Here is a 19,343-nt window from a genome sequence, read left to right on the forward strand (position 1 = left end):
CGTTCCAGCGGGACCTCTGGCCAGCCTGGATTTGCGCATCGGGCGGCGTGGCGCAACAATCGCGGCACTCCGTTCTCCGCCGCCACGCCGCTTCGCTCCGCAATGTCTACTGCCTCGCCGCCTTTCGTCGTCCTGGACGCCTGCGTACTGATGTCCACGGTGCTTCGCCAGCTACTGCTGCGCGTGGCCGACCTGGGGGTGTTCCAACCCGTGTGGACGGAGCGCATCGGCGAGGAATGGCGGCGCAACGCCGCGCGCCTGTGGCAGGTGCCGCCGGACATGCTGGCCGAGCGATGGGACGCCATGAACCAGCGCTTTCCCGGCGCGATGGAATCGGACATCCAGGCCTACGAGGCCGTGCTGCGCTACAGCGATCCCAAGGACTTCCACGTGATCGCGGCGGGCCTGGCCCGCCGGGCGCGCTGCGGCCTGCAACACACGCCGACGGTGCGCGTGATGACCTGGAACCTGAAGGACTTCAACCGTTCGGAACTGCGCCGGCAAGGGCTGGACGCCTTTGCGCCCGACCACTTCCTGGCGCAGTGGTGGCAGGCCGACGCGCAGAAACTGGAGGCCGCGGTGCGGCAGGTGTCCGAAGACTATGTGGCGCTGGGCCGCGAGCCCGAGCCGCTGGAAAACACCCTGCATCGCGAGCGGCTGCACCGCCTGAAGAAGCTGGTGTCGGCGCAGGGCCACCAGCAAGGCTGAAGCCGCGCAGGCCTGTCCGCCGCGGCTCAGTGATCGTGGTTGCTCGCGGCGAATCCCGCCGCATTCAAGACTTCGATCACTTCCTGGATGTGGTCGGGCCCGCGCGTCTGCAGCACGAAATCCACTTCGACGTTGCGGACCGGCAGCGATGTGAAGGCGCGCTGGTGATGCACTTCCGTGATGTTGGCGTGCGCATCGGCGATCAGCTTGGTGGCGTGCGCCAGCGCGCCCGGCAGGTCGCGCAGATCGACGCGGATGCGGGCCAGGCGGCCCGCGCGGACCATGCCGCGTTCGATCAGCTCGCCCAGCATCAGCGGATCGATGTTGCCGCCGGTCAGCACCAGCCCGATGCGCTTGCCCCGGAAGTCGGTGCGGCCAGCGGCCTGGGCCTGCAGCAGCGCGGCAAGGCCCGCGGCGCCCGCGCCTTCCACCACGGTCTTCTCGATTTCCAGCAACACCACGATGGCATGTTCGATCTCGCCCTCGCTGACCAGTTCGATACGGTCGACCAGGCGGCGCACGACCTGCTCGGTCAACGTGCCCGGCGACTTGACGGCAATGCCCTCGGCAATGGTGTAGGCGCCCGAGGCCATGGGCACGTCCCGTATCGCGGCATACATGGACGGGAAGCGCTCGGTCTGCACGCCGATGATCTCGATATCCGGCTTGATGGCCTTGGCGGCCGTGGCGACGCCGGAAATCAGCCCGCCGCCGCCAATGGCGACCACCAGCATGTCCAGGTCGGGCCGGGCCTCCATCATTTCCAGCCCCAGCGTGCCCTGCCCCGCCATCACGGCGGGATCGTCGTAGGGGTGGATCATGGCCAGGCCGCGGCTTTGGGCCAGCTCGTAGCCATGCGCCTTGGCGTCGTCGAAGGTATCGCCGGCCAGCACGACCTCGGCGCCGAAACGCCGGGTGTTGGCGACCTTCACGGTGGGGGTGAAGCGCGGCATGACGATGACGGCGGGCACGCCCATCCGCTGCGCGTGATAGGCCACGCCCTGGGCGTGGTTGCCCGCCGAGACCGCGATGACGCCCTGCTTGCGCTCCTGCTCGGACAGCGCCAGCATGCGGTTCAGCGCGCCGCGTTCCTTGAACGAGGCGGTGAACTGCAGGTTCTCGAATTTCAGCCAGATCTCGGCGCCCAGGATGTCGGACAGCGTGCGCGAGTGCTTGAACGGGGTTTTCTGCACCTGGCCCTGCAACTGGAGGCGGGCGGCTTGGATGGCGGCAAGGTCGATCACGATAGGTCTTTCCGGTTCAACGCACGGGCAGGAAATTGAAGAACAGCAGCCCTTGCGCGTAATTGATGCCGATGCGCCGCGTGTTTTCACCCAGCAGGTTGGCGATGAGATCGAGCCGGCCGACGAGCGCGCCGAACTCGCGCTCGAAGCTGAGGTTGATGGCCTGCGCGGACATCTCGTTGGCCAGCAGCAGCGGTCCGCCCTGCGGGTTGCGGCGCGAGGCCAGCAGCCACGCGGCGGCCTCGACATTGCGAGCGGCATTGTAGATCCGCTGCCCGTCCAGGGCGTCCGTGGCGTAGAAGCGGATCTTGCCATCGTGGGCGGCCAGGATGGTGTCGGCCAGGCCGTAGACGAACGCCGCCACGCGGTCGCCCTGGTAGGCCGGGTCCAGCGCCACCGCCAGCACCTGGATGTCGCGCAGGCCGGCCAGGCCCGGCGGCGGGCGCCGTTGCTCGATCATGCCGCGCACGCGGGCGATGGCGGCCGCCTGGTCGGCCTGCCCCGCCTTGCGCCATTCGCGCGGATTGCGGCGGTAGAGCTTGTCCAGCAGCGTGTACAGACTGGACAGGTTGTCCCGCATGGCCAGCGTGACCGTGCGGTTGAAATCGGTCTGCATCAACTGGTCGGCCGACATGCCTTCCTGGCGCGGGCCCTGGGCAGACGCGCCCGACGGCGCGGTGCCCTGAGGCATGACGCACCCCGCCAGCAGCATCGCGCTGACCAATCCGCTGGCCAACCCGATCACGCGCACCGTCAACAGCCGACTTGCCATCGCCCTCTGTTCCTTCTTCCCACAACGAGGCTGGCGACCGCGAGCGGATCGCGCAGAGGCCCTGCGCAGGGCCGAGGCACGACTTTACCGGAAATACCGCATCGACAATGCCGCGAGGCCCCGCCCCCCAACAGCGCATACTCCCCGCCTGCAAATAATTGCACCATTGCCGCCGCCCGACTTCGTATGCTTAAATCCAAACACGAACGTGTTTATCTTCAAGCCATCCATACTTGAAATACCGGGAGATCGATATGAACGAGTCGGCACGCGCCCTGGCGCCCCAAGCCGAATCGGCTGGCGGCGGTGTCGGCCCCCTCCCGCAATCGCTGCTGGGCGGCATTCTCTCGGCGCGATATGCCAACGCCGGCGCCACGCCACTGGGCGCCGCCCCTCCCATCAAGCTGTGCATGCTGTCGTTGAATAATGCGGACATGCACGGACACCGGGAGAATCTGCGCGCATTCGGCTTCGACCCCGTGTCCTGCCCGGATTTCTCGTCAGCCGCGCGGGCGCTACACGGTGCGGCATTGCCACTGCTGACGTTGTTTGCTTCGCCGGAATCCATCCACCTGGCTATCGGGCAGTTGCGCAACCAACATGCGGATGCCGGCATTGTCGCCATTGCCAGCTTTCCCGACAGGCTGAGCAAGGTCGGCGCGCTGTTGTCAGGCGCCGACGCGTGCGTGGACATCCGGCCCGATCCATTGGAACTGGTTGCCACGTTACTGGCCCTGCACCGACGGCTGCATCTGACTCAGCCCGCCCGGCCAATGGAACCGGAACAAAAGGTCGGCTTGCTCCACAAGGAGGCTGATGACCGGCCCCCCGTTTCCCGGTGGCAGTTGATCAATGGCGGCTGGAACCTGTCTACCCCCAACGGAACCGTGCTCGACTTGAGCCATGCCGAGCGGCATTTGCTGGTTGAGCTGCTTGGCAGCCCAGATGGTCAGCTCAAGCGCTCCCGGGACGGCAACGATGTCGATTGCCCCCCTTCGTTGCGCGGGCCACGCAGAAATCTGGATACGGTAATCAGCCGATTGCGGCGCAAAGCGGCTCAGCAGGGCGTCCAACTGCCGATCCGCAGCGTGCGAGGTGAAGGCTACATTTTCATCGACGGCGCCAGCAGTCCCGAACGCACCGCACAGTAAGGCCGGGAGGAAGGAGCAGCTCGCCCTTCCTCGCCCGGTGGGCGGCGCCAGAGACAGGGGCAGCGAGACACCGTCGGAAATATTTTGAACTATAAAAAACTATATGTAACAACCAGTCTAAATCTGAAGCCATGCAAAAGACTGCCCCAGCCTGGTTCCTTACTTGTCCGTCCACCACGATGACGTCGCCGCCGCCACCCGACACCTTTGCGATCCGCTGAGCATTCCCCGACGGGAAGACGCTCAAGCTGCCCGATCCTAGCCCATGCCATGGCGGCCCGACATCAAGTCCGCCAGAGATTCGATACGAGAATTCAACAAGGACATGGATTCGACACAAAATCCCAGCAGTTCGTCGATCTGCATGTGATCCAGAAGAATATCCGCTCCCTGGCCATCCTCGGAAATGCCATGGTTTTTCACGAGCGTCAAAAGCGACACGACGCCGCACGCCAGGACGCGGGACGACTCCAGCGCCGCCAGCAACGGGGTCGCATCGACTTCGTAACGTACGGCGGCCGTATAGGTCGCGTGATCGAACCGCTTGCCAACGGTTGAGGTTTCTTGCTTCTTGATTTGCATATTCACCGGGACATATAAGCTATTCATAGGATGTCTAAGGAACACTCTCGGATCCGGTAGAACCTGCCATGAAAAGGCGTCTTGCCCTTCTAGCGGGCTTGAGACGGCACTGCGGATGGAGTTTTTTGCCGGGCTCAAAGGACGTACTCCTCGCCGATATCGTACCGGCAATCAGTCTGAAAATAAACACGCTTGTGATTATTTCAATGCAAGCGACCGACAAATTCCTGGCCATTGTTTCGCGCTACGGCATCGTTTGAAATAAAAAAAGCGGGCGAGAGACTCTCGTCCGCTTTTTTGGGAGGGCTATCCTGAAGCCCGGTGCGACGGGAAACCCAGCCTTGGCCTGTAGGGCCTGCTGACACTGAAGAAAGCCTCGCACAGCCGGGGAATCGGACGGCAGGCCAGCCGCGCAGATCTTGCGTGCTTAATCCACGCAAGATCTGCCCAACGACGCACGCTGTCCACGCGTTTCTGTCGCATGCGGCGCTCTTTTTAGTGTCACCAAGCCCTAGCGCCGTTCCCTGCAGGTTTTGACGAATGTGGAAATGAGGGCCTCGAGGGTGCGTCTCTCGCTGGCCGTCAGACTGGCACAGTCCTCCGGGCTAACCTCCCGGAAAGGCCACGGCGACGGCGCGAAGGTCCTGGCCCGGCTGCCGCTGCCGCTGGCACTGGCACTGGTCTCACCGTCCTCGGCAAACGCCTGACCCTGGCTGAGCCATTCCGCCGTGACCTGCAAGGCCTGCGACAGACGGATGAGCGACGCTCCGGCAGGCTCGCGGCGCTGACCGCTTTCGTAGTTTCCTATGGCACTTTGTGTCAGGCCGCTTGCAGTAGCCAATTCTTTTTGGGTCCAGCCAGCCTTTAGTCTGGCCAATCGCAGGCGTTGCCCGAATGTTTCCACTTGTAAACTAGTTCCAATTACACGGGATTTGATGACGGTTCTATTTGGGGGTCGCCCGGCAGGCATTGCCTGGCCGCGAACGCCCGGTACGCTAGCTGGCCTTCCAGACGTACTGCTTGGCCCCAAGCGCCGTAGGCGGGGAGAGGGACGATTGTCTCCTCTGCCCCGCCAATTGACAAGAAGCTGGACTGTCTCCTGAGACCGGCCAAACCCCTCGCCCCGCTCCGCGCACAGCCGCCCCCCGACCGAATCCCGATTCATCCCGCAATAAGCCTCCTCGCTGCTTGGGCGGAGGACATGCAATTCGCCAGAAAAATTCATATGTGTTTTATTGAAACACAAATGTGTTTATCATACACGCTTTGGCACCACCGAGGCATCGGCTTCGGCGGCCCGAGACTTCCACAGGCTCGGCCTGACGGCTGCGCGAGCTCGACTCAAAGATGATCGCTTCCCCCCCCCTGCCCCTGCTGATCCCGATCTGCACTGGCAATCTGTGCCGCAGCCCGATAGCCGAGGCGCTGTTCAATCATCATCTGCGGCATCTCGGCTTGCTGGCCCGGGTTGCGTCGCGCGGCCTGCAGGCCTGCGACGGCGATCCCCCCCACCGCCATGCCCTGGCCGTCGCGGCGCTGGAACAGGTCGAGATCGACGCCTCCAAGCGCGCGACGACCATCGATTCACAGGATGTCGCCGCCGCGACGGTGCTGCTTGCCATGGAATCACACCATCGGCAAGCGCTGATCGCCCGCTATCCGCACGCTGCCGGAAAGGTTTTCCTGCTCGATGAGGAGGGAGACATCCCGGATCCCCTGGGACAGCCGCAGAACGTCTTCGAGGCAGTGTGGCAGCGGATCGATCGGGGGGTCCGCGCATGGATCCTGCGCCTGAAGCAGGCTTCCCTGCTGGCCGATGGCCAGACGGTGAGGCGGCCCTGATCGCCCCTTTCTCCACCCCGCTGCGTTCGATCTCATCAGGAGAATTCTGTTCATGCGCCCTGTGACCCGCACAAGGATCCGCGCCTTCGCGCTGTTGTCGATCGCGTCGATATCCGGTTGCGCCGTGCCCGGCCACTACCTCAACGCCGTGCCGCCCGCCCTGGACGACGACACCGCCGTCCAGGACGTGGCGGCACGCGCCGATGTCATGCGCATCACGGCCGCGGCCATCGCCAGCCAGGAACAGGCCCGACTGTCAGCGGCCAGCAAGATCGCGCAAGGCATCGCCGCCGGCCCGATGGCATCGCCGCCGCGTTATCAATACCGCCTCGGCACCCACGACGTGCTGCGCATTACGGTCTGGAATCATCCAGAGCTGACCAACCCCGGCGGTCTTTCCGACAGCCAGACCGGCCAGGAAGTGAATGAAGACGGCACGTTCTTCTACCCTTTCGCCGGAAAGATACCGGCCCGCGGCAGGACCGTCTCCGAAGTCCGCGACACGCTGGTGCGTGCCCTGTCCCGCAACGTCGCCGATCCCCAGGTGGATGTGGCGGTCATGAGCTTCCGCAGCCAGCATGTGTACGCCATGGGGCAACTGGCCAAGCCGGGCATGGCGCCGATCACCGAAGTCCCGATGCGGGTGAGCGACCTGGTGGCGCAGAGCGGCGGGCTGACCGACAGCGCGGACCTGCGCGCCACCACGCTGGTGCGCAATGGCACGACGCGGAAGATCGATCTGTATGCCCTCTATTACGACGGAGACCTCAGCCAGAACGTGCTGGTACAGGCGGGCGACATCCTGACGGTGCCCGAGAACCGGTACAACAAGGTATTCGTGTTGGGCGAGGTGACACGTCCCCAGTCGTTGCAACTGCCGCGTGGCCGCATGAGTCTTGCCGAGGCGCTGTCCGACTCGGGCGGCGTCAATCCTTTCACCAGCAATCCGGCCCATCTCTACGTAATCCGCGCGGGCGCGACCGGCCGCCCACAGATCTGGTACCTCGACGCCAGCAGTCCGGACGCGCTGGTACTGGCGGACCGCTTCGACTTGCAGGCCCGTGACATCGTCTACGTAGACCCCGCCGGCGTTGCCCGTTTCGGTCGAGTGGTGAACAACATCCTCCCGAGCGCGACCCTGCTGCGCGCAACGCTCCAACAGTGATCCGACCTGACATGAATCCTACCCCCGACATCTCGGCGGATGCCGAAGCGGCCTCGTTTTCCAACTGGATCGATACCCTGCTGCAACACGGCGGGCTGGCGATGGTCACCTTCGGGCTGGTGCTGGCCGCGGGCCTGGCCTATGCCTTTCTCGCCACGCCCATCTTCCGGGCCGATGTCCTGATACAGGTCGAAGACAAGAAGCCCGCCGCCCTGGAAGGCATACAGAACCTGGCCGACACGCTGGGCGCGTCCACCAGCCCCGTCACCGGCGAGATCGAGATCCTGCGCTCGCGCGGCGTGATCCTGAAGGCGCTGGAGAGCACTCACGCGTATGTGCGCATCCGAGATCGCCGCTGCCTGCCCGTGATGGGCTGCTGGCTGGCGCCGCGCGGCGCCGGCGAGTCGGCGCTGCAAGTGGATGACCTCTCCGTCCCGCAGCCGTACCTCGACAAACCACTGAGACTGCGCACGGGTCCGGACGGGTCCTACCGGCTGGAGTACGACGACGGCACGGCGCTGACGCAAGGCAAGGTCGGCCAGGCCGAGACATTCACCATCGACGGCCTGCCGGCCAGCATCACGGTGACGCGGATGCCGACAGAGCAAAACGTTGAATTCGACGTGATCAGGCTCGCGCCGGTAACGGCCTACCGCGAAGTGCTGCGCCAGTTGATCGTTGCCGAAAGCGGCCGCGACAGCAACATGATCCGGCTGAGCTACGAGCATCCCGATTCCTCGCGTGCGTATGCCCTGGTCAACGCCATTGCCTCGGCCTATCTGGCGCAGAACGTCGAACGGCGCAGCGCGGAGGCCCAGCAGAGCCTGAACTTCCTCAGCAGCCAGTTGCCCGAGATCGAGCGCAACGTCGAGAAAAACGAGAACTCGCTCAATGACTTTCGCACGCGCACCGGCGTCGTCGATGTCGACAAGTCCGTCGAAGCGCTGCTCAAGCAGGGCGTGGACATAGAAAAAAGCCGGCTGGAACTGGAGTTGCAGCGCCAGGAGCTTCTGCAGCGATTCACTGCGTCGCACCCGGCAGTCAAGGCGATCGACAGTCAGCTGTCGCAGACGCGCCAGGCGTCGAAACAACTGATGCAGCGGATCAGCGAAGTGCCCGAAGGCCAACGCGACCTGCTGCGGCTGCAGCGCGACGTGAACGTCAGCACCCAGCTCTACACCGCCATTCTGGACACGGTGCAGCAGTTGAAGGTGGCGCGCGCCGGCACGACGGGCAACGTACGCATCATCGACCTGGCGATTCACGACGACGAGCCCGTTGCACCCCGCAAACTGCTGGTCGCCCTGGGCTCCGCCCTGCTCGGCGCGGCGCTCGGCATCGCCGCTGCGATGACGGCACGCAATCTTCGTCCAACGTTGCGCGACGTCGAGGAGCTCGAACGCCTGACGGGGCTGTCCGCATACGCAAGCATTCCGGAAAGCCGCGCGCAGGAACGGCTGCGCCTGGACAAGCACAAGAGAACCACGGGAGATCACAAGCTCCTGGCGCTGCTGCATCCCGATGAACCGGCGGTGGAAAGCCTGCGGGCGCTTTGTATCGGCCTGGCATTCGCCAGGCTGGAGGCGCGCGACAAATCCATCGTCATCACAGGTCCCACCGCGAGCATCGGCAAGAGTTTCATCTCGGCCAACCTCGCGATCCTGTTGGCGGCCACGGGAAAGCGCGTCCTGCTGATAGAGACGGACTTGCGCCAACCGAAGCTGAATCAATATTTCGGCCTGCCGCGCCGAAGCAAGGGTCTGTCCGATCTGCTGATCGGTGACGTGCCGTTCGAAGCCGCCATCCATAACTGTCCCGTGGCAGCGGGGACGCTGCATGTGATGGCCTCGGGGCCGCTGCCGCCCAATCCCGCGGAGTTGCTGCAGAGCGCGGCATTCCGCGCGCTGATGCAGGACGTACAGGGCAAGTATGACCAGATCCTGCTGGATGCGCCGCCGGTACTTCCCATCAGCGACACACTCGCCGTGTCCGGCCTGGCCGCGAGCACCTTCATGGTCGTGCGCGCCGAGCGCAGCACCGTCGACGAAGTGCGCATGGCGATCAAGAAAGTCGTCGGCGCGGGCGGCAACGTCAAGGGCTTGCTGTTCAACGGGGTGATGCAGCGCCGCATACGTTTCAAGACGTCGTACCAGTACTACTACCGGTACGGGAAAAGTCGATAAATGCCATGCGGCCAGGTCGTCCGCATGCAACTTCGGGAGCGGGAAAATGAGAGTCGTGGTTTTCGGTGTGGGTTACGTCGGGCTGGTAACGGGGGCCTGCCTGGCTGAGGTCGGCAACAACGTTGTCGGCATCGATATCGACAAGGAGAAGATCGCCGGGCTGAACAACGGGATCATGCCGATCCACGAACCCGGTCTGGAGGACCTGGTCACCCGCAACCACGAACTGTTGCACCTGAGTTTCACGACCTCCGCCGAACGCGCTCTGGCCGAGGCGCAGGTGGCGTTCATCGCGGTGGGCACGCCTCCCGATGAAGACGGCAGCGCCGACCTGCGCCACGTGCTGGCGGTCGCAGACGTGATCGGCACTTATGCGCGAGGACCGTTGGTTGTGGTCAACAAGTCCACGGTGCCGGTGGGCACGGTGGACCGCGTCAGGCAGGCGCTGCACGCAGCCCAGCAGCGCGCCGGCCGCGCCGACGACTTGCGCGTGGTCTCCAATCCCGAATTTCTGAAGGAAGGCGCCGCGGTGCAAGACTGCATGCGTCCCGACCGGATCGTGCTGGGCAGCGATGACGAGACCGCCACCGAAACGATGCGAGCGCTGTACGCGCCGTTCAACCGCACGCACGATCGTATCGTGGTCATGGATCCCCGCTCGGCCGAACTGACCAAGTACGCGGCCAACGCGATGCTGGCCTCGCGCATCAGCCTGATGAACGAGTTCGCCAACATCGCCGAACGCGTCGGCGCCAGCATCGAAATGGTGCGCCAGGGCATAGGCCTGGACACCCGCATCGGCTATCAGTTCATCTACGCCGGCGCCGGCTATGGCGGTTCGTGCTTTCCGAAGGATGTGCGCGCGCTGGTGCACACCGCGGCCACGCACGGCTATCCGGCGCGCATCCTGGAGGCCGTGCAGGAGGTCAACGCAGAGCAGAAACAAAAGCTGTTCAACATGCTCAGCACGTTCTATGCCGGTTCGCTGGCCGGCAGGCACGTGGCCGTCTGGGGGCTGGCCTTCAAGCCGCGCACGGACGACATGCGCGAGGCACCCAGCATCGCGCTGCTGCAAGCGCTCTGGGCTGCGGGAGCCACCGTCTCGGCCTACGACCCGGCGGCGATGAATGAAGCACGCCGGATCTTCGGGGCACGCAGCGACCTGCGGCTCTGCGGCTCGGCCGAGGCGGCCATGGACGGCGCCGATGCGCTGGTCGTGGTGACCGAATGGCAGGAATTCTGGAGTCCGGACTTCGACCGCCTGGCCGCCACGCTGCGCGACCGTGTCATCTTCGACGGCCGGAACATCTACGATCCCGCGACGGTCGAGCGCGCGGGCATCGCGTACTTCGGCATCGGCACGGGACGCAGCATCGCGTCGCCAGCGTAAATGCGGCGGCTCGCTCAACATGCGGCCCTGAACGCCGCGGCCAACGCCGCGGCGTCAGCCTCGCAATGGCTGTTGGTAGTGATGTTCGCCCACCTGTACGGCAAGGACACCCTTGGCGCCTATGGCTTGACGCTGGCGGTGGTCTCGCCGTTGTTTCTGCTTGGCGGACTGAACCTGCGCGCCCTGGCCAGCAGCCTGCCTGAAAGTGCCTATGCGCCGCGGCAATTGCTGCAACTCCAGGCGTGGGGGGTGACGGTGGCCGCGCTGGCCTCTGTGGTGGCGGGCGCCTTTCTGCTGCGTGACCACGGCTTCGCGTATACCGGCTTGCTGGTGGCCGTGGTGGTGGCCAAGGTCGTCGACACGCTGGCCGAAGGCCGCTACGGCTTCCTGCAACGGCAACACCGGACCGGGCCGATCGCCAGGCGCAAGTTCGCCCGTGCGGTGCTGACCGTGGCGACGTTCGCCGTGCTGGCGCATTGGGCGCGCCTGCCGCCTGCGCTGGCCATGGCAGGCGTGTTCGCGGGCTCCGCAGCGCTGTATCTGCTGGGAGAGCGCGCCGCGACCGCGAAGCTGGCGGACCACACGGCGCCGAACGCGGCCGCGCGGGTACTGCCGCTGGCCCTGCTCAGCGGTGCCGCCGCGGCCGTGGATGCACTGGTGATCGCGATTCCACGCCTGGAACTGGGCAACGGCGTGGACCTGGCGTCGGTGGCCCTGTTCACCGCGCTGATACAGATTCCCATGATCGGAGCGGTGATCGTCAGCGGCATCGGACATACGATGATCAGCCGCTTGCGCACTGCGCGGGCCTGCTCTGACTACCTTCGCATGCTCGCAAGCGCACAGGGCTCGGTCGCCTTCCTGGGCCTGGCGGGAGCAGCGGTGGCGGGACTGTGGGGCGACAGGTTGATGCCGCTGGTGTACGGCCGGGAGTTCTCTCACACTGGCGGCCAGTTGGCCATCGTGATGTGGGGCGGCCTGGCATGGTATCTGGCAAGCATGAACGGCATCGCTCTGCAGGCGCGCGGCCGCTACCGGGCGCACCTGGTCACGATATGCGCGGCAGCCGTCGCGGCGGGCGTTGCCATGGCGCTGCAAACGCCCGGCGTGCTTGCAGGCGTCAACGCCTACGTCGCCGCCATGGTGACGCGGTTGGCGGTCAGCACCGCCGCCCTTCTCGAGGTTTTCATCCATCATGATGGCTGGCAGGACTGACCGCCTCCCGCGCAATGCGGCAGGCGGCCGCCTCCCCGGCGGAAGCCCCGCTTGCTCGACCGGGATGCGCGCCGCATGACGCTCAACGCTGCGCTGCTCGCCGCCCTGTGCGCGTTCTACGTGGCAATGATGTTGCGCCATGGCCGACAGAACGCCCTGACCCCGCGGTCCTTCTACGCCGCCATCAACCTGATGCGGCTGGGACCCTACATGGTCGCCGTGCTGGTGGATCCGGGCATGATGGACTCGCGCATTTATCACACAATCGGCGCGGTGGAACTGGAAGGCGTGATCCGTACGTACCTGGCATGCGAACTGCTGGGCGCGGTGCTGTTCTTTTACCTGCTGCGCGGGGCGCGCCTGGAATGGTGCCCCGCCGCGCCGGCCTCCGCGCGGCCTGCCCGCCCTCCGGGCCTGTGGGCCATCGTCCTGCTGGTGGCGGTCGCACTGGTGCTGGTGGTCATCCGCGTGCAGGCCGCCGGCGGGCTGGGCTTTCTGCTGGCCAACCTGGCGCTGCGCGCCGAAATCACGGCGGGTTACGGTTTTCTGGTGACGCCGGCCTATGCCTGCTTCGCCATTGCGACCGTCGCCGCGCTGCAGCGGGTCTGCGCGAGGCGCTGCCTGTTCGACTGGGCGGTTTTCATTGGCGTGATCACCATCGGCGCGCTGGGCATGTCGGCCTTCGGTGGCCGCAAGGATGCCCTGCTGCTGGCCTGCACGGCCCTCATCGCGTATGCCAGCCTCGTCCGGCCGCTGCGCTGGACCTCTCCGGTGTTCCCCACGGTCTTCGTGTGCGTCGCCGCGTACAGCTATTTCCTGGGCGCCGCACGCCAGCTCGGCGGACTGGACATGGTCTCGGCGGATCCCCTGGCGGTGGCCGGCGACGGACTGCGCAACCTGTCGACGTTCTTCAAGACGCTCAGCTACGTCGATACGTACCTCTTCATCGTGTCGTACTTCCAGCATGCCGACTACTGGTGGTTCTCCATCTTCCAGAACCTGCCTGCCTCCTTCATGCCCAGTCTGCTGTATCCCGACAAGCCGCCCGTGGACGAGGGCGTCTACATCCGATCGCTGCTCGAAGGCTACGCGCTGACGCCGCCCATCCCGGCCAGGGATCTCTACCCTTCGTCCCTGCCGCCGGAGACGCTGGGCAACGGTTACGCGGCGTTCGGCATGGCCGGCGTCGCCGCCTTCTTTGCTCTGAAAGCATGGTGCTTCCGCCTGGCCTTCAGCCTGCGGCTGGGCGCCTGGAAGGCGCTGCCCATGGTGTTCCTGGTGTGCTTCGCCTACAACTTCCAGGTGTCCCCGCTGCGGCTCGTGCAGATACTGCAGGTGCTGGCGGTGTGCCTGGCGCTGAACGTTCTCATCCGTTTCTTCAGGAAATCCAGCACATGACACTGCGAGCCGAGCCAGGCGCCTGCCCCGCCCTTCTGGTCTTCATGCCCCACTTCGCCCCCGGTTTCAAGATCGGCGGGCCGCTGCAGAGCATCCTGGGCCTGATCGCCTTCCATTCCGAAAACCTGTCGATCCGGGTGCTCACCCTGAACCGGGACTACACCGACCGGCAGGCGTACCCGGACATCCCGACAGGCCGCTGGCTGGCGGTCAGTACGGCGCAGGTGCGCTACTGCGCCAGCGCCTGGCAGGCGCTGCGGGCGCTGCGCGGCGCATGCCAGGGCCGCACGCTGTACCTGCAGAGCAGTTTCAGCCCTGGCTGGTCGTTGCTGCCCCTTCTGCTGGCCCGGTTGCGCCTGATCCGGCCCAGGCACATCGTGGTGGCGCCACGCGGCGAACTGTCGGCCGGCGCGCTGGCCCTGCGGCCGGCCAAGAAGCGCCTGGCGCTGGCCGCGATGCGGCTGCTGGCATTGCATCGTGGCGTGCGCTTCCAGGCCACCTGCGAGGAAGAGGTGGACGAGATCGCGTCACGGCTGCACGTCGCGCGCGACCGCATCATGCTGCTGCGCAATCTGCCGATGAGCCGGCCGGACGCCATGCACTCGATGCACGAGAAAGTCCCGGGCGTCCTGCGCATGGTCTTCCTGTCGCGCGTATCGCCCAAGAAGAACCTGCACCGCTTGATCCAGGACATGGCGCAGCTTCCTGCCGGGGTGACGCTGGACGTCTACGGCCCCGCCGACGACCAGCCATACCTGGCGCAATGCCAGGCGCTGGCAGCGGCGCTCGGCCAGCCGGAACGGGTCCGGTTCGTGGGGGCCGTTGCCCCAGCCCGCGTCGGCGCGACCTTGCAGGGCTATGACGTGTTCGCGTTGCCGACCATGGGGGAGAACTTCGGCCACGCCATCTACGAAGCGCTCGCCAACGGCCTGCCCGTCATCCTGAGCGATCGCACCCCATGGCGCAACCTGCGGGACCGCATGGCCGGCGAGGATCTCGACCTGGAGGCGCCCGACGCGCTGCGGGCGGCCTTGCAGCGCTTTGCGGACATGGACACCAGGACCATACTGCGCTATCGCCAGGGTGCGCAGGCCATCGCCCGGCAGTACATCGAGCAGGCCGTCGACGCCGGCGCGTGCGCCAGACTGTTCGGGCCAGGCCACCCAGGGGACGAGGCATGAGGCGGCGCGGCTTCCTGGCGCAACTGGCCGGCCACGGCGCGGCCGCGCTGCCCCTGCGGGCCATGGCGCAGCATACCCCGGGGGGCTACACGCTGCAGGACCGGGCCCGGCTTGCCCATTCCCGGCAGAGTCTCCCCGTCAAGCGGCTCAAGCTGCGTTACGGCGCGGGCGAGGTGATGCTGACGCCGGGCATCTACGAGTACGGCCAGACCCTGGAACTGGACGGCGACCTGCGCCTGGCCGCGGCAGGCCCGCCTGGCTCGGTGGTGCTGAAATACACCGGCGGCAGCGATGCCATCGTGGTGAACTCCCGTACGCAAACGCTGTCTTCCGCCCCGGAGAACGTGCGCAGCTTCGCCATGGAAAACATCAGCGTAGTGGCCGAACGCGCCCGCTGCGGCATCCTGATCGGCGCGCGCACGCAGCCCGGTATCACGCTGCAAGGCGTGGGCATCTACGGTGTGGCCGGCCCCGCCGTGCATTGCGGCGAGGCGGTGTATTTCCTGGCTCTGCATCATTGCACCGTGCGCGAATGCGCGGCGCCGGTCTACGTTGGCGCCTATTGCGACCTGTTCACCGTGGACGACCGCAGTCTGTTCACCGACAACGCCGCGGGTGCGCTATTGCTCGAGTGCCCCACGTTCCTCGTCTCGAATGCCGATTTCGAGTCGAATGGCGGCCTGGCCGACATCATCGTGCGCAACGCGTCGGGAATAGCCGGCAACCGCAACGGCCTGCTGCTGAAAAACCGGCATGGCCCGGAAGTCCGGCCAGGAATCGTGCCTGTGCAGCACGACGTCGCCCTGATCGAAGCGGCGGGCCTGCCGCCCGGCTCCGCCATGACGAACCTGCGCCTGTGGGCAAACGACCATTTCAGCGGCGGCAGCTTCCCCCCCAAGCAATCACCGCTGCTGCTCGATGCCCGTGTGCGGCGCCTGGACATCCGCGGCGAGCGCCACGGCGGCTACGCCGCCTCCGACTACGCGACCACGACGGACGCCGCGCTGAGCCACGGCGTCGGAACGACGTGGGACAACGACATCGACGACCTGCCCGTGCAGGATGCGCTGCGCGGGTTGTTCCGGCGCTCGAGTCCAGACCTGCGCCTGGGCGTGGCGGTCGAACCCCTGGCAGCAGGCACCGCGTTGCGGCTGGTGGGACACCGCCGCTCGGACGCGGGCGAAGGCCCCGCCGTCGCGACGTTGCGAGCCAGCGCCAATGGCACGGACTACGGCATGTTCTTCGGCTGGCAGCCGTATGCCACGCCAGCAGAGCGCCCGGTCGAGATGCGGCGCCGCGGCGCCGTGGTGTCCCTCGCACTCGATGTCCGCGGCGCCGCCCATATGGCGCCGTTGTACCTGCAACGAGACGGCACCGCCGGCCTGACCGTCCCTGCGGGCTGTGCGCCGCTGCGCATCGGCCGCCTGCTCGACGCCCGCGGCAACGCCACGATTCTGCTGGACTGACTCATCCATCGACCAACGACAAGGAACCCGCATCATGACGTCCCTCAACCCAAGCCACCCGGCAAATCCGTTTCAACGGGGATACTGGAACGAAACCGAACTGGCCGGCTTCGGCTTCGCCAGCGTCGGCAGGCACGTCCAGGTCTCCAAGGATTGCACCATCGTCGGCCTGCAGAACATCTCGCTGGGCGATCACGTCCGCATCGATGGCCCCACCCTGTTGACAGCCACCACGGGCTACATCCGGATAGGCTCGTACATCCACATCGGCAGCGGAAGTTCGCTGGGGGGAGGGGCGGGCATCACCTTGGGCGATTTCGCGAACATCTCGCAGGGGGTCCACATATACAGCGTGTCCGATGACTATTCCGGCCAGACGCTGACCAATCCGTGCGTACCCGCGCGCTACAAGAATGTGCAGGCTGCCCCGGTGACGTTCGAACGTCACGTCATTGTCGGCAGCAACAGCGTGGTGCTGCCGGGCGTCACGCTCGGAGAAGGCGCGTCGGTCGGCGCGCTCACGCTGGTCAACCGGACCCTGCAACCGTGGGGCATCTACGGTGGCACACCGGCCAGGCGCCTGAAATCGCGCGCGCGCGACCTGTTGAAGAATGAAGCGGCGTTCCTCGACGAACTTCAACAGGCCGACCGATAAGACCGGTGCGCGGCCCTATCGCTGCCGCGCGCGCGCGCCAGGACTTCCAGGATGCGCGCGGCGCCTCGCGACAGCGACAACTCTCGATCGTAGAAATCGCGGCCGGCCTGGCCCAGCAGGGCGCGGCCGACCGGCGGCAACGCCGCCAGTTCCAATACGGCATCGGCCAGGGCGCCCGGCTGTTCGGGCGCAACGTTCAGGCCCGCCCCGGCGCGGGCCACCAGCGCCGCCGCATCGCCGCGCACCGCATTGATCACGGGCTTTCCCATCGCGAAGTACGCCTGCAGCTTGGATGGCACGGTGATCGCGAACAGCGGATCATCCTTCAGGTGCACCAGCAGCACCTCGGCGGCCGACAGCACGCTGCCGATCTCGTTCATGGGCATGCGCGGCAGGAACACCACGTTGGGCAGCGCCATCCATTGGGCCAGCGCCTGCAGCCGCTGGCGGTCGATGCCGCCACCCACCAGCACGAACTGCACGTGCGGCGCGGCGTCCGCCAACCGAGCGGCCGCGTGAAGCAGGGAGTCGAGCGCCTGGGCGGGCCCCATGGTACCCGCGAAAACCACGTTGAAACGGTCGCGCATGGCGGCCGGCGGAGGCAGGCACGCCGGGCGGCGCAGGGCCGCCTCGTCGCACCAGTTGTAGACGACGTCGATCTTCTCGGCAGGCACGCCCCGTTCCGCCAGGCGCTGCGCGAAGCCCGGCGACAGCACGACGATACGCGCCGCCTGCCGATACAGCGCCTGGCACATTGTGCCGACCAGCTTCAGCATCCACGAGCGGTTGACCATCCCGGTGGCGCGCAGCGTGTCCGGCCACAGATCCTGGATGTCGCACACCAGCGGCACGCGGCGCAGCTTCGCCAGGAAGGCCGCGGCCAGCGTCACCGAGGCCGGCGGGTGATAGACATAGATCACGTCGCAGCGCCGGGTCAGCAGCGGTCCCAGCATCGCGACGCTGGCGCAGAACGATGCATAGTTCAACACCCGGCGCAGCGCCGACCCATCGTGGCTGGGGTAGAGCGGCACCCGCACCACCCTGACGCCGTCCAGTTCCGTCACCTGCCAGGGCCGGATGCGATATCCCGGGTAGACCTTCCCGCCCGGGTAATTGGGAAACCCCGTCAAGACCTCGACGCTGTGGCCCGCCGCCTGCAATGCACGGGCGAAGGCCAGGCCCTTGGGAACCGGTTCAGGATCGAACCACTGCGTCACGAAGAGAATGCGCATGACAGGCCGCTCAGCACTTCTGCCAGACCACGCGTCCGACGTAATCCGTGTAGCTGTGCAGGATACGGACCACCTTTTCGGACACATTGTCGGCACTGTAGTCCGCCACCGGCGCCAGCAGGCGGCGGCCGGCCCGCGGTTGCTCAGCCAGGATCGCCAGGCCTTGCAGCACCCGGTCGTTGCTCAGCCCGGTCATCATCACGGCGCCCTCTTCCATGCCTTCGGGACGCTCGTGCGCCTCGCGCAGGTTCAGCGCCGGGAAATTGAGAATCGACGACTCCTCGGTGATGGTCCCGCTGTCCGACAGCACGGCCCGCGCGTGCATCTGCAGCTTCACATAGTCCTTGAAGCCCATGGGCTTGAGCAGTTGCACGCGAGACGACAGCAGCAGCGAAGCCGAGTCCAGGCGCTTGCGCGTGCGAGGATGGGTGGATACGATGACGGGCAATTCGTACTGCGCCGCCACCTGGTCGAGCAGGTTGATCAGGCGCGACAGATTGCGCGGCGAGTCGACGTTCTCCTCGCGGTGCGCGCTCACCACGAAGTACTGCTCTTCGATCAGGCCCAGGCGCTGCAGGACGTCCGACTGGTCGATCCCCTGCCGATAATGATTCAGGACCTCCCGCATGGGGCTGCCCGTCTTGATGATGCGGTCGGGCGGGATGCCCTCCCGCAGCAGGTACTCCCGCGCGATGTCGCTGTAGGTCAGATTGATGTCGGCGATGTGGTCCACGATGCGCCGGTTGGTCTCCTCGGGCACGCGCTGATCGAAGCAGCGGTTGCCCGCCTCCATGTGGAAAATCGGCACGCGCCGGCGCTTGGCCGCGATCGCCGCCAGACAGCTGTTGGTATCGCCCAGCAGCAGCAGCGCGTCCGGCCGGTTCTCGGCCAGCCAGGCGTCGACGGCCATGATGATGGCGCCGATGGTCTTGGCCGCGGTGTCGCCCGCTGCGTTCAGGAAGACGTCCGGCGTCCTCAGCGCCAGGTCCTGGAAGAAAATCTCATTGAGCTCGTAGTCGTAGTTCTGGCCGGTATGGATCAGTTGGTGCGAGGTGTGCCGCTCCAGCGCCGCGATCACGCGCGACAGGCGAATGATCTCGGGCCGCGTGCCGACCACGGTGGCCACTTTCAGCTTTTTCAGCATGGATTGCTCGTCAGG

General features: G+C 66.1%; 17 protein-coding genes. 11 read left to right on the forward strand and 6 right to left on the reverse strand.

Going from position 1 to position 19,343, the window contains the following annotated elements; all coding sequences use genetic code 11:
• Nucleotides 1–102: 102 nt before the first annotated feature.
• Nucleotides 103–708, forward strand: coding sequence for a PIN domain-containing protein (locus A6745_RS24030; protein ID WP_066132898.1), 606 nt, complete (start codon nt 103–105; stop codon nt 706–708).
• A gap of 26 nt (nt 709–734) precedes the next feature.
• On the opposite strand, the gene A6745_RS24035 is transcribed toward A6745_RS24030, so the two are convergent.
• Nucleotides 735–1,952 carry a threonine ammonia-lyase gene (locus A6745_RS24035; protein ID WP_066132900.1) on the reverse strand — a complete coding sequence of 406 codons (1,218 nt, stop codon included), beginning with the start codon at nt 1,950–1,952 and terminating at the stop codon, nt 735–737.
• Between the two features lie 16 nt (nt 1,953–1,968).
• A complete protein-coding gene (locus A6745_RS24040; RefSeq protein ID WP_407922753.1) occupies nt 1,969–2,664 on the reverse strand; it encodes a hypothetical protein in 696 nt (231 codons plus the stop codon).
• 314 nt (nt 2,665–2,978) lie between these two features.
• Between A6745_RS24040 and A6745_RS24045 the strand changes: the two genes are divergently transcribed.
• The gene (locus A6745_RS24045; protein ID WP_066132906.1) at nt 2,979–3,875 is read left to right on the forward strand and encodes a helix-turn-helix domain-containing protein; all 897 of its coding nucleotides are present in this window, start codon (nt 2,979–2,981) and stop codon (nt 3,873–3,875) included.
• A 258-nt stretch (nt 3,876–4,133) separates the two neighbouring features.
• Here A6745_RS24045 and A6745_RS24050 read toward each other — a convergent pair whose 3' ends face one another.
• Both A6745_RS24050 and A6745_RS29655 read right to left on the reverse strand, forming a co-directional pair.
• Nucleotides 4,134–4,457, reverse strand: a complete 324-nt coding sequence (locus A6745_RS24050) for a hypothetical protein (RefSeq protein ID WP_066132909.1) — start codon at nt 4,455–4,457, stop codon at nt 4,134–4,136.
• 511 nt (nt 4,458–4,968) lie between these two features.
• Nucleotides 4,969–5,682, reverse strand: a complete 714-nt coding sequence (locus tag A6745_RS29655; RefSeq protein ID WP_082853262.1) for a helix-turn-helix domain-containing protein — start codon at nt 5,680–5,682, stop codon at nt 4,969–4,971.
• Between the two features lie 122 nt (nt 5,683–5,804).
• Here A6745_RS29655 and A6745_RS24060 point away from each other — a divergent pair, with 122 nt between their 5' ends.
• The 9 genes from A6745_RS24060 (at nt 5,805) to A6745_RS24100 (ending at nt 16,952) form a co-directional block, all read left to right on the forward strand.
• Nucleotides 5,805–6,299, forward strand: coding sequence for an arsenate reductase/protein-tyrosine-phosphatase family protein (locus tag A6745_RS24060; RefSeq protein WP_066132916.1), 495 nt, complete (start codon nt 5,805–5,807; stop codon nt 6,297–6,299).
• Between the two features lie 52 nt (nt 6,300–6,351).
• On the forward strand, nt 6,352–7,464 hold the full coding sequence (locus tag A6745_RS24065; RefSeq protein ID WP_066132923.1) for a polysaccharide biosynthesis/export family protein: 1,113 nt from the start codon (nt 6,352–6,354) through the stop codon (nt 7,462–7,464).
• A gap of 11 nt (nt 7,465–7,475) precedes the next feature.
• Entirely contained in the window at nt 7,476–9,647 is a 2,172-nt protein-coding gene (locus A6745_RS24070) for a polysaccharide biosynthesis tyrosine autokinase (RefSeq protein ID WP_066132926.1), read from the forward strand.
• 46 nt (nt 9,648–9,693) lie between these two features.
• On the forward strand, nt 9,694–11,037 hold the full coding sequence (locus A6745_RS24075) for a UDP-glucose dehydrogenase family protein (protein WP_066132929.1): 1,344 nt from the start codon (nt 9,694–9,696) through the stop codon (nt 11,035–11,037).
• Nucleotides 11,038–12,252, forward strand: a complete 1,215-nt coding sequence (locus A6745_RS24080) for a lipopolysaccharide biosynthesis protein (RefSeq protein ID WP_066132932.1) — start codon at nt 11,038–11,040, stop codon at nt 12,250–12,252.
• A gap of 75 nt (nt 12,253–12,327) precedes the next feature.
• On the forward strand, nt 12,328–13,650 hold the full coding sequence (locus tag A6745_RS29135; RefSeq protein ID WP_197488226.1) for a hypothetical protein: 1,323 nt from the start codon (nt 12,328–12,330) through the stop codon (nt 13,648–13,650).
• A complete protein-coding gene (locus tag A6745_RS29140) occupies nt 13,647–14,831 on the forward strand; it encodes a glycosyltransferase family 4 protein (protein WP_066132938.1) in 1,185 nt (394 codons plus the stop codon). The genes A6745_RS29135 and A6745_RS29140 overlap by 4 nt, the downstream gene beginning before the upstream one ends.
• Nucleotides 14,828–16,297: a hypothetical protein gene (locus tag A6745_RS24095; RefSeq protein ID WP_066132940.1), complete on the forward strand. Its 1,470-nt coding sequence runs from the start codon at nt 14,828–14,830 to the stop codon at nt 16,295–16,297. The genes A6745_RS29140 and A6745_RS24095 overlap by 4 nt, the downstream gene beginning before the upstream one ends.
• 34 nt (nt 16,298–16,331) lie before the next feature.
• Nucleotides 16,332–16,952: an acyltransferase gene (locus A6745_RS24100; protein ID WP_082853263.1), complete on the forward strand. Its 621-nt coding sequence runs from the start codon at nt 16,332–16,334 to the stop codon at nt 16,950–16,952.
• On the opposite strand, the gene A6745_RS24105 is transcribed toward A6745_RS24100, so the two are convergent.
• Nucleotides 16,934–18,184 (reverse strand): glycosyltransferase family 4 protein, encoded by a 1,251-nt coding sequence (locus A6745_RS24105; protein ID WP_066132943.1) that lies wholly within the window; start codon nt 18,182–18,184, stop codon nt 16,934–16,936. The genes A6745_RS24100 and A6745_RS24105 overlap by 19 nt on opposite strands.
• Nucleotides 18,185–18,194: 10 nt before the next feature.
• The gene (gene wecB, locus A6745_RS24110) at nt 18,195–19,325 is read right to left on the reverse strand and encodes a non-hydrolyzing UDP-N-acetylglucosamine 2-epimerase (protein ID WP_066133233.1); all 1,131 of its coding nucleotides are present in this window, start codon (nt 19,323–19,325) and stop codon (nt 18,195–18,197) included.
• Between the last annotated feature and the right edge of the window lie 18 nt (nt 19,326–19,343).

Origin of the sequence: Bordetella ansorpii (assembly GCF_900078705.1) — a bacterium.
GTDB lineage: Bacteria > Pseudomonadota > Gammaproteobacteria > Burkholderiales > Burkholderiaceae_B > Bordetella > Bordetella ansorpii_A.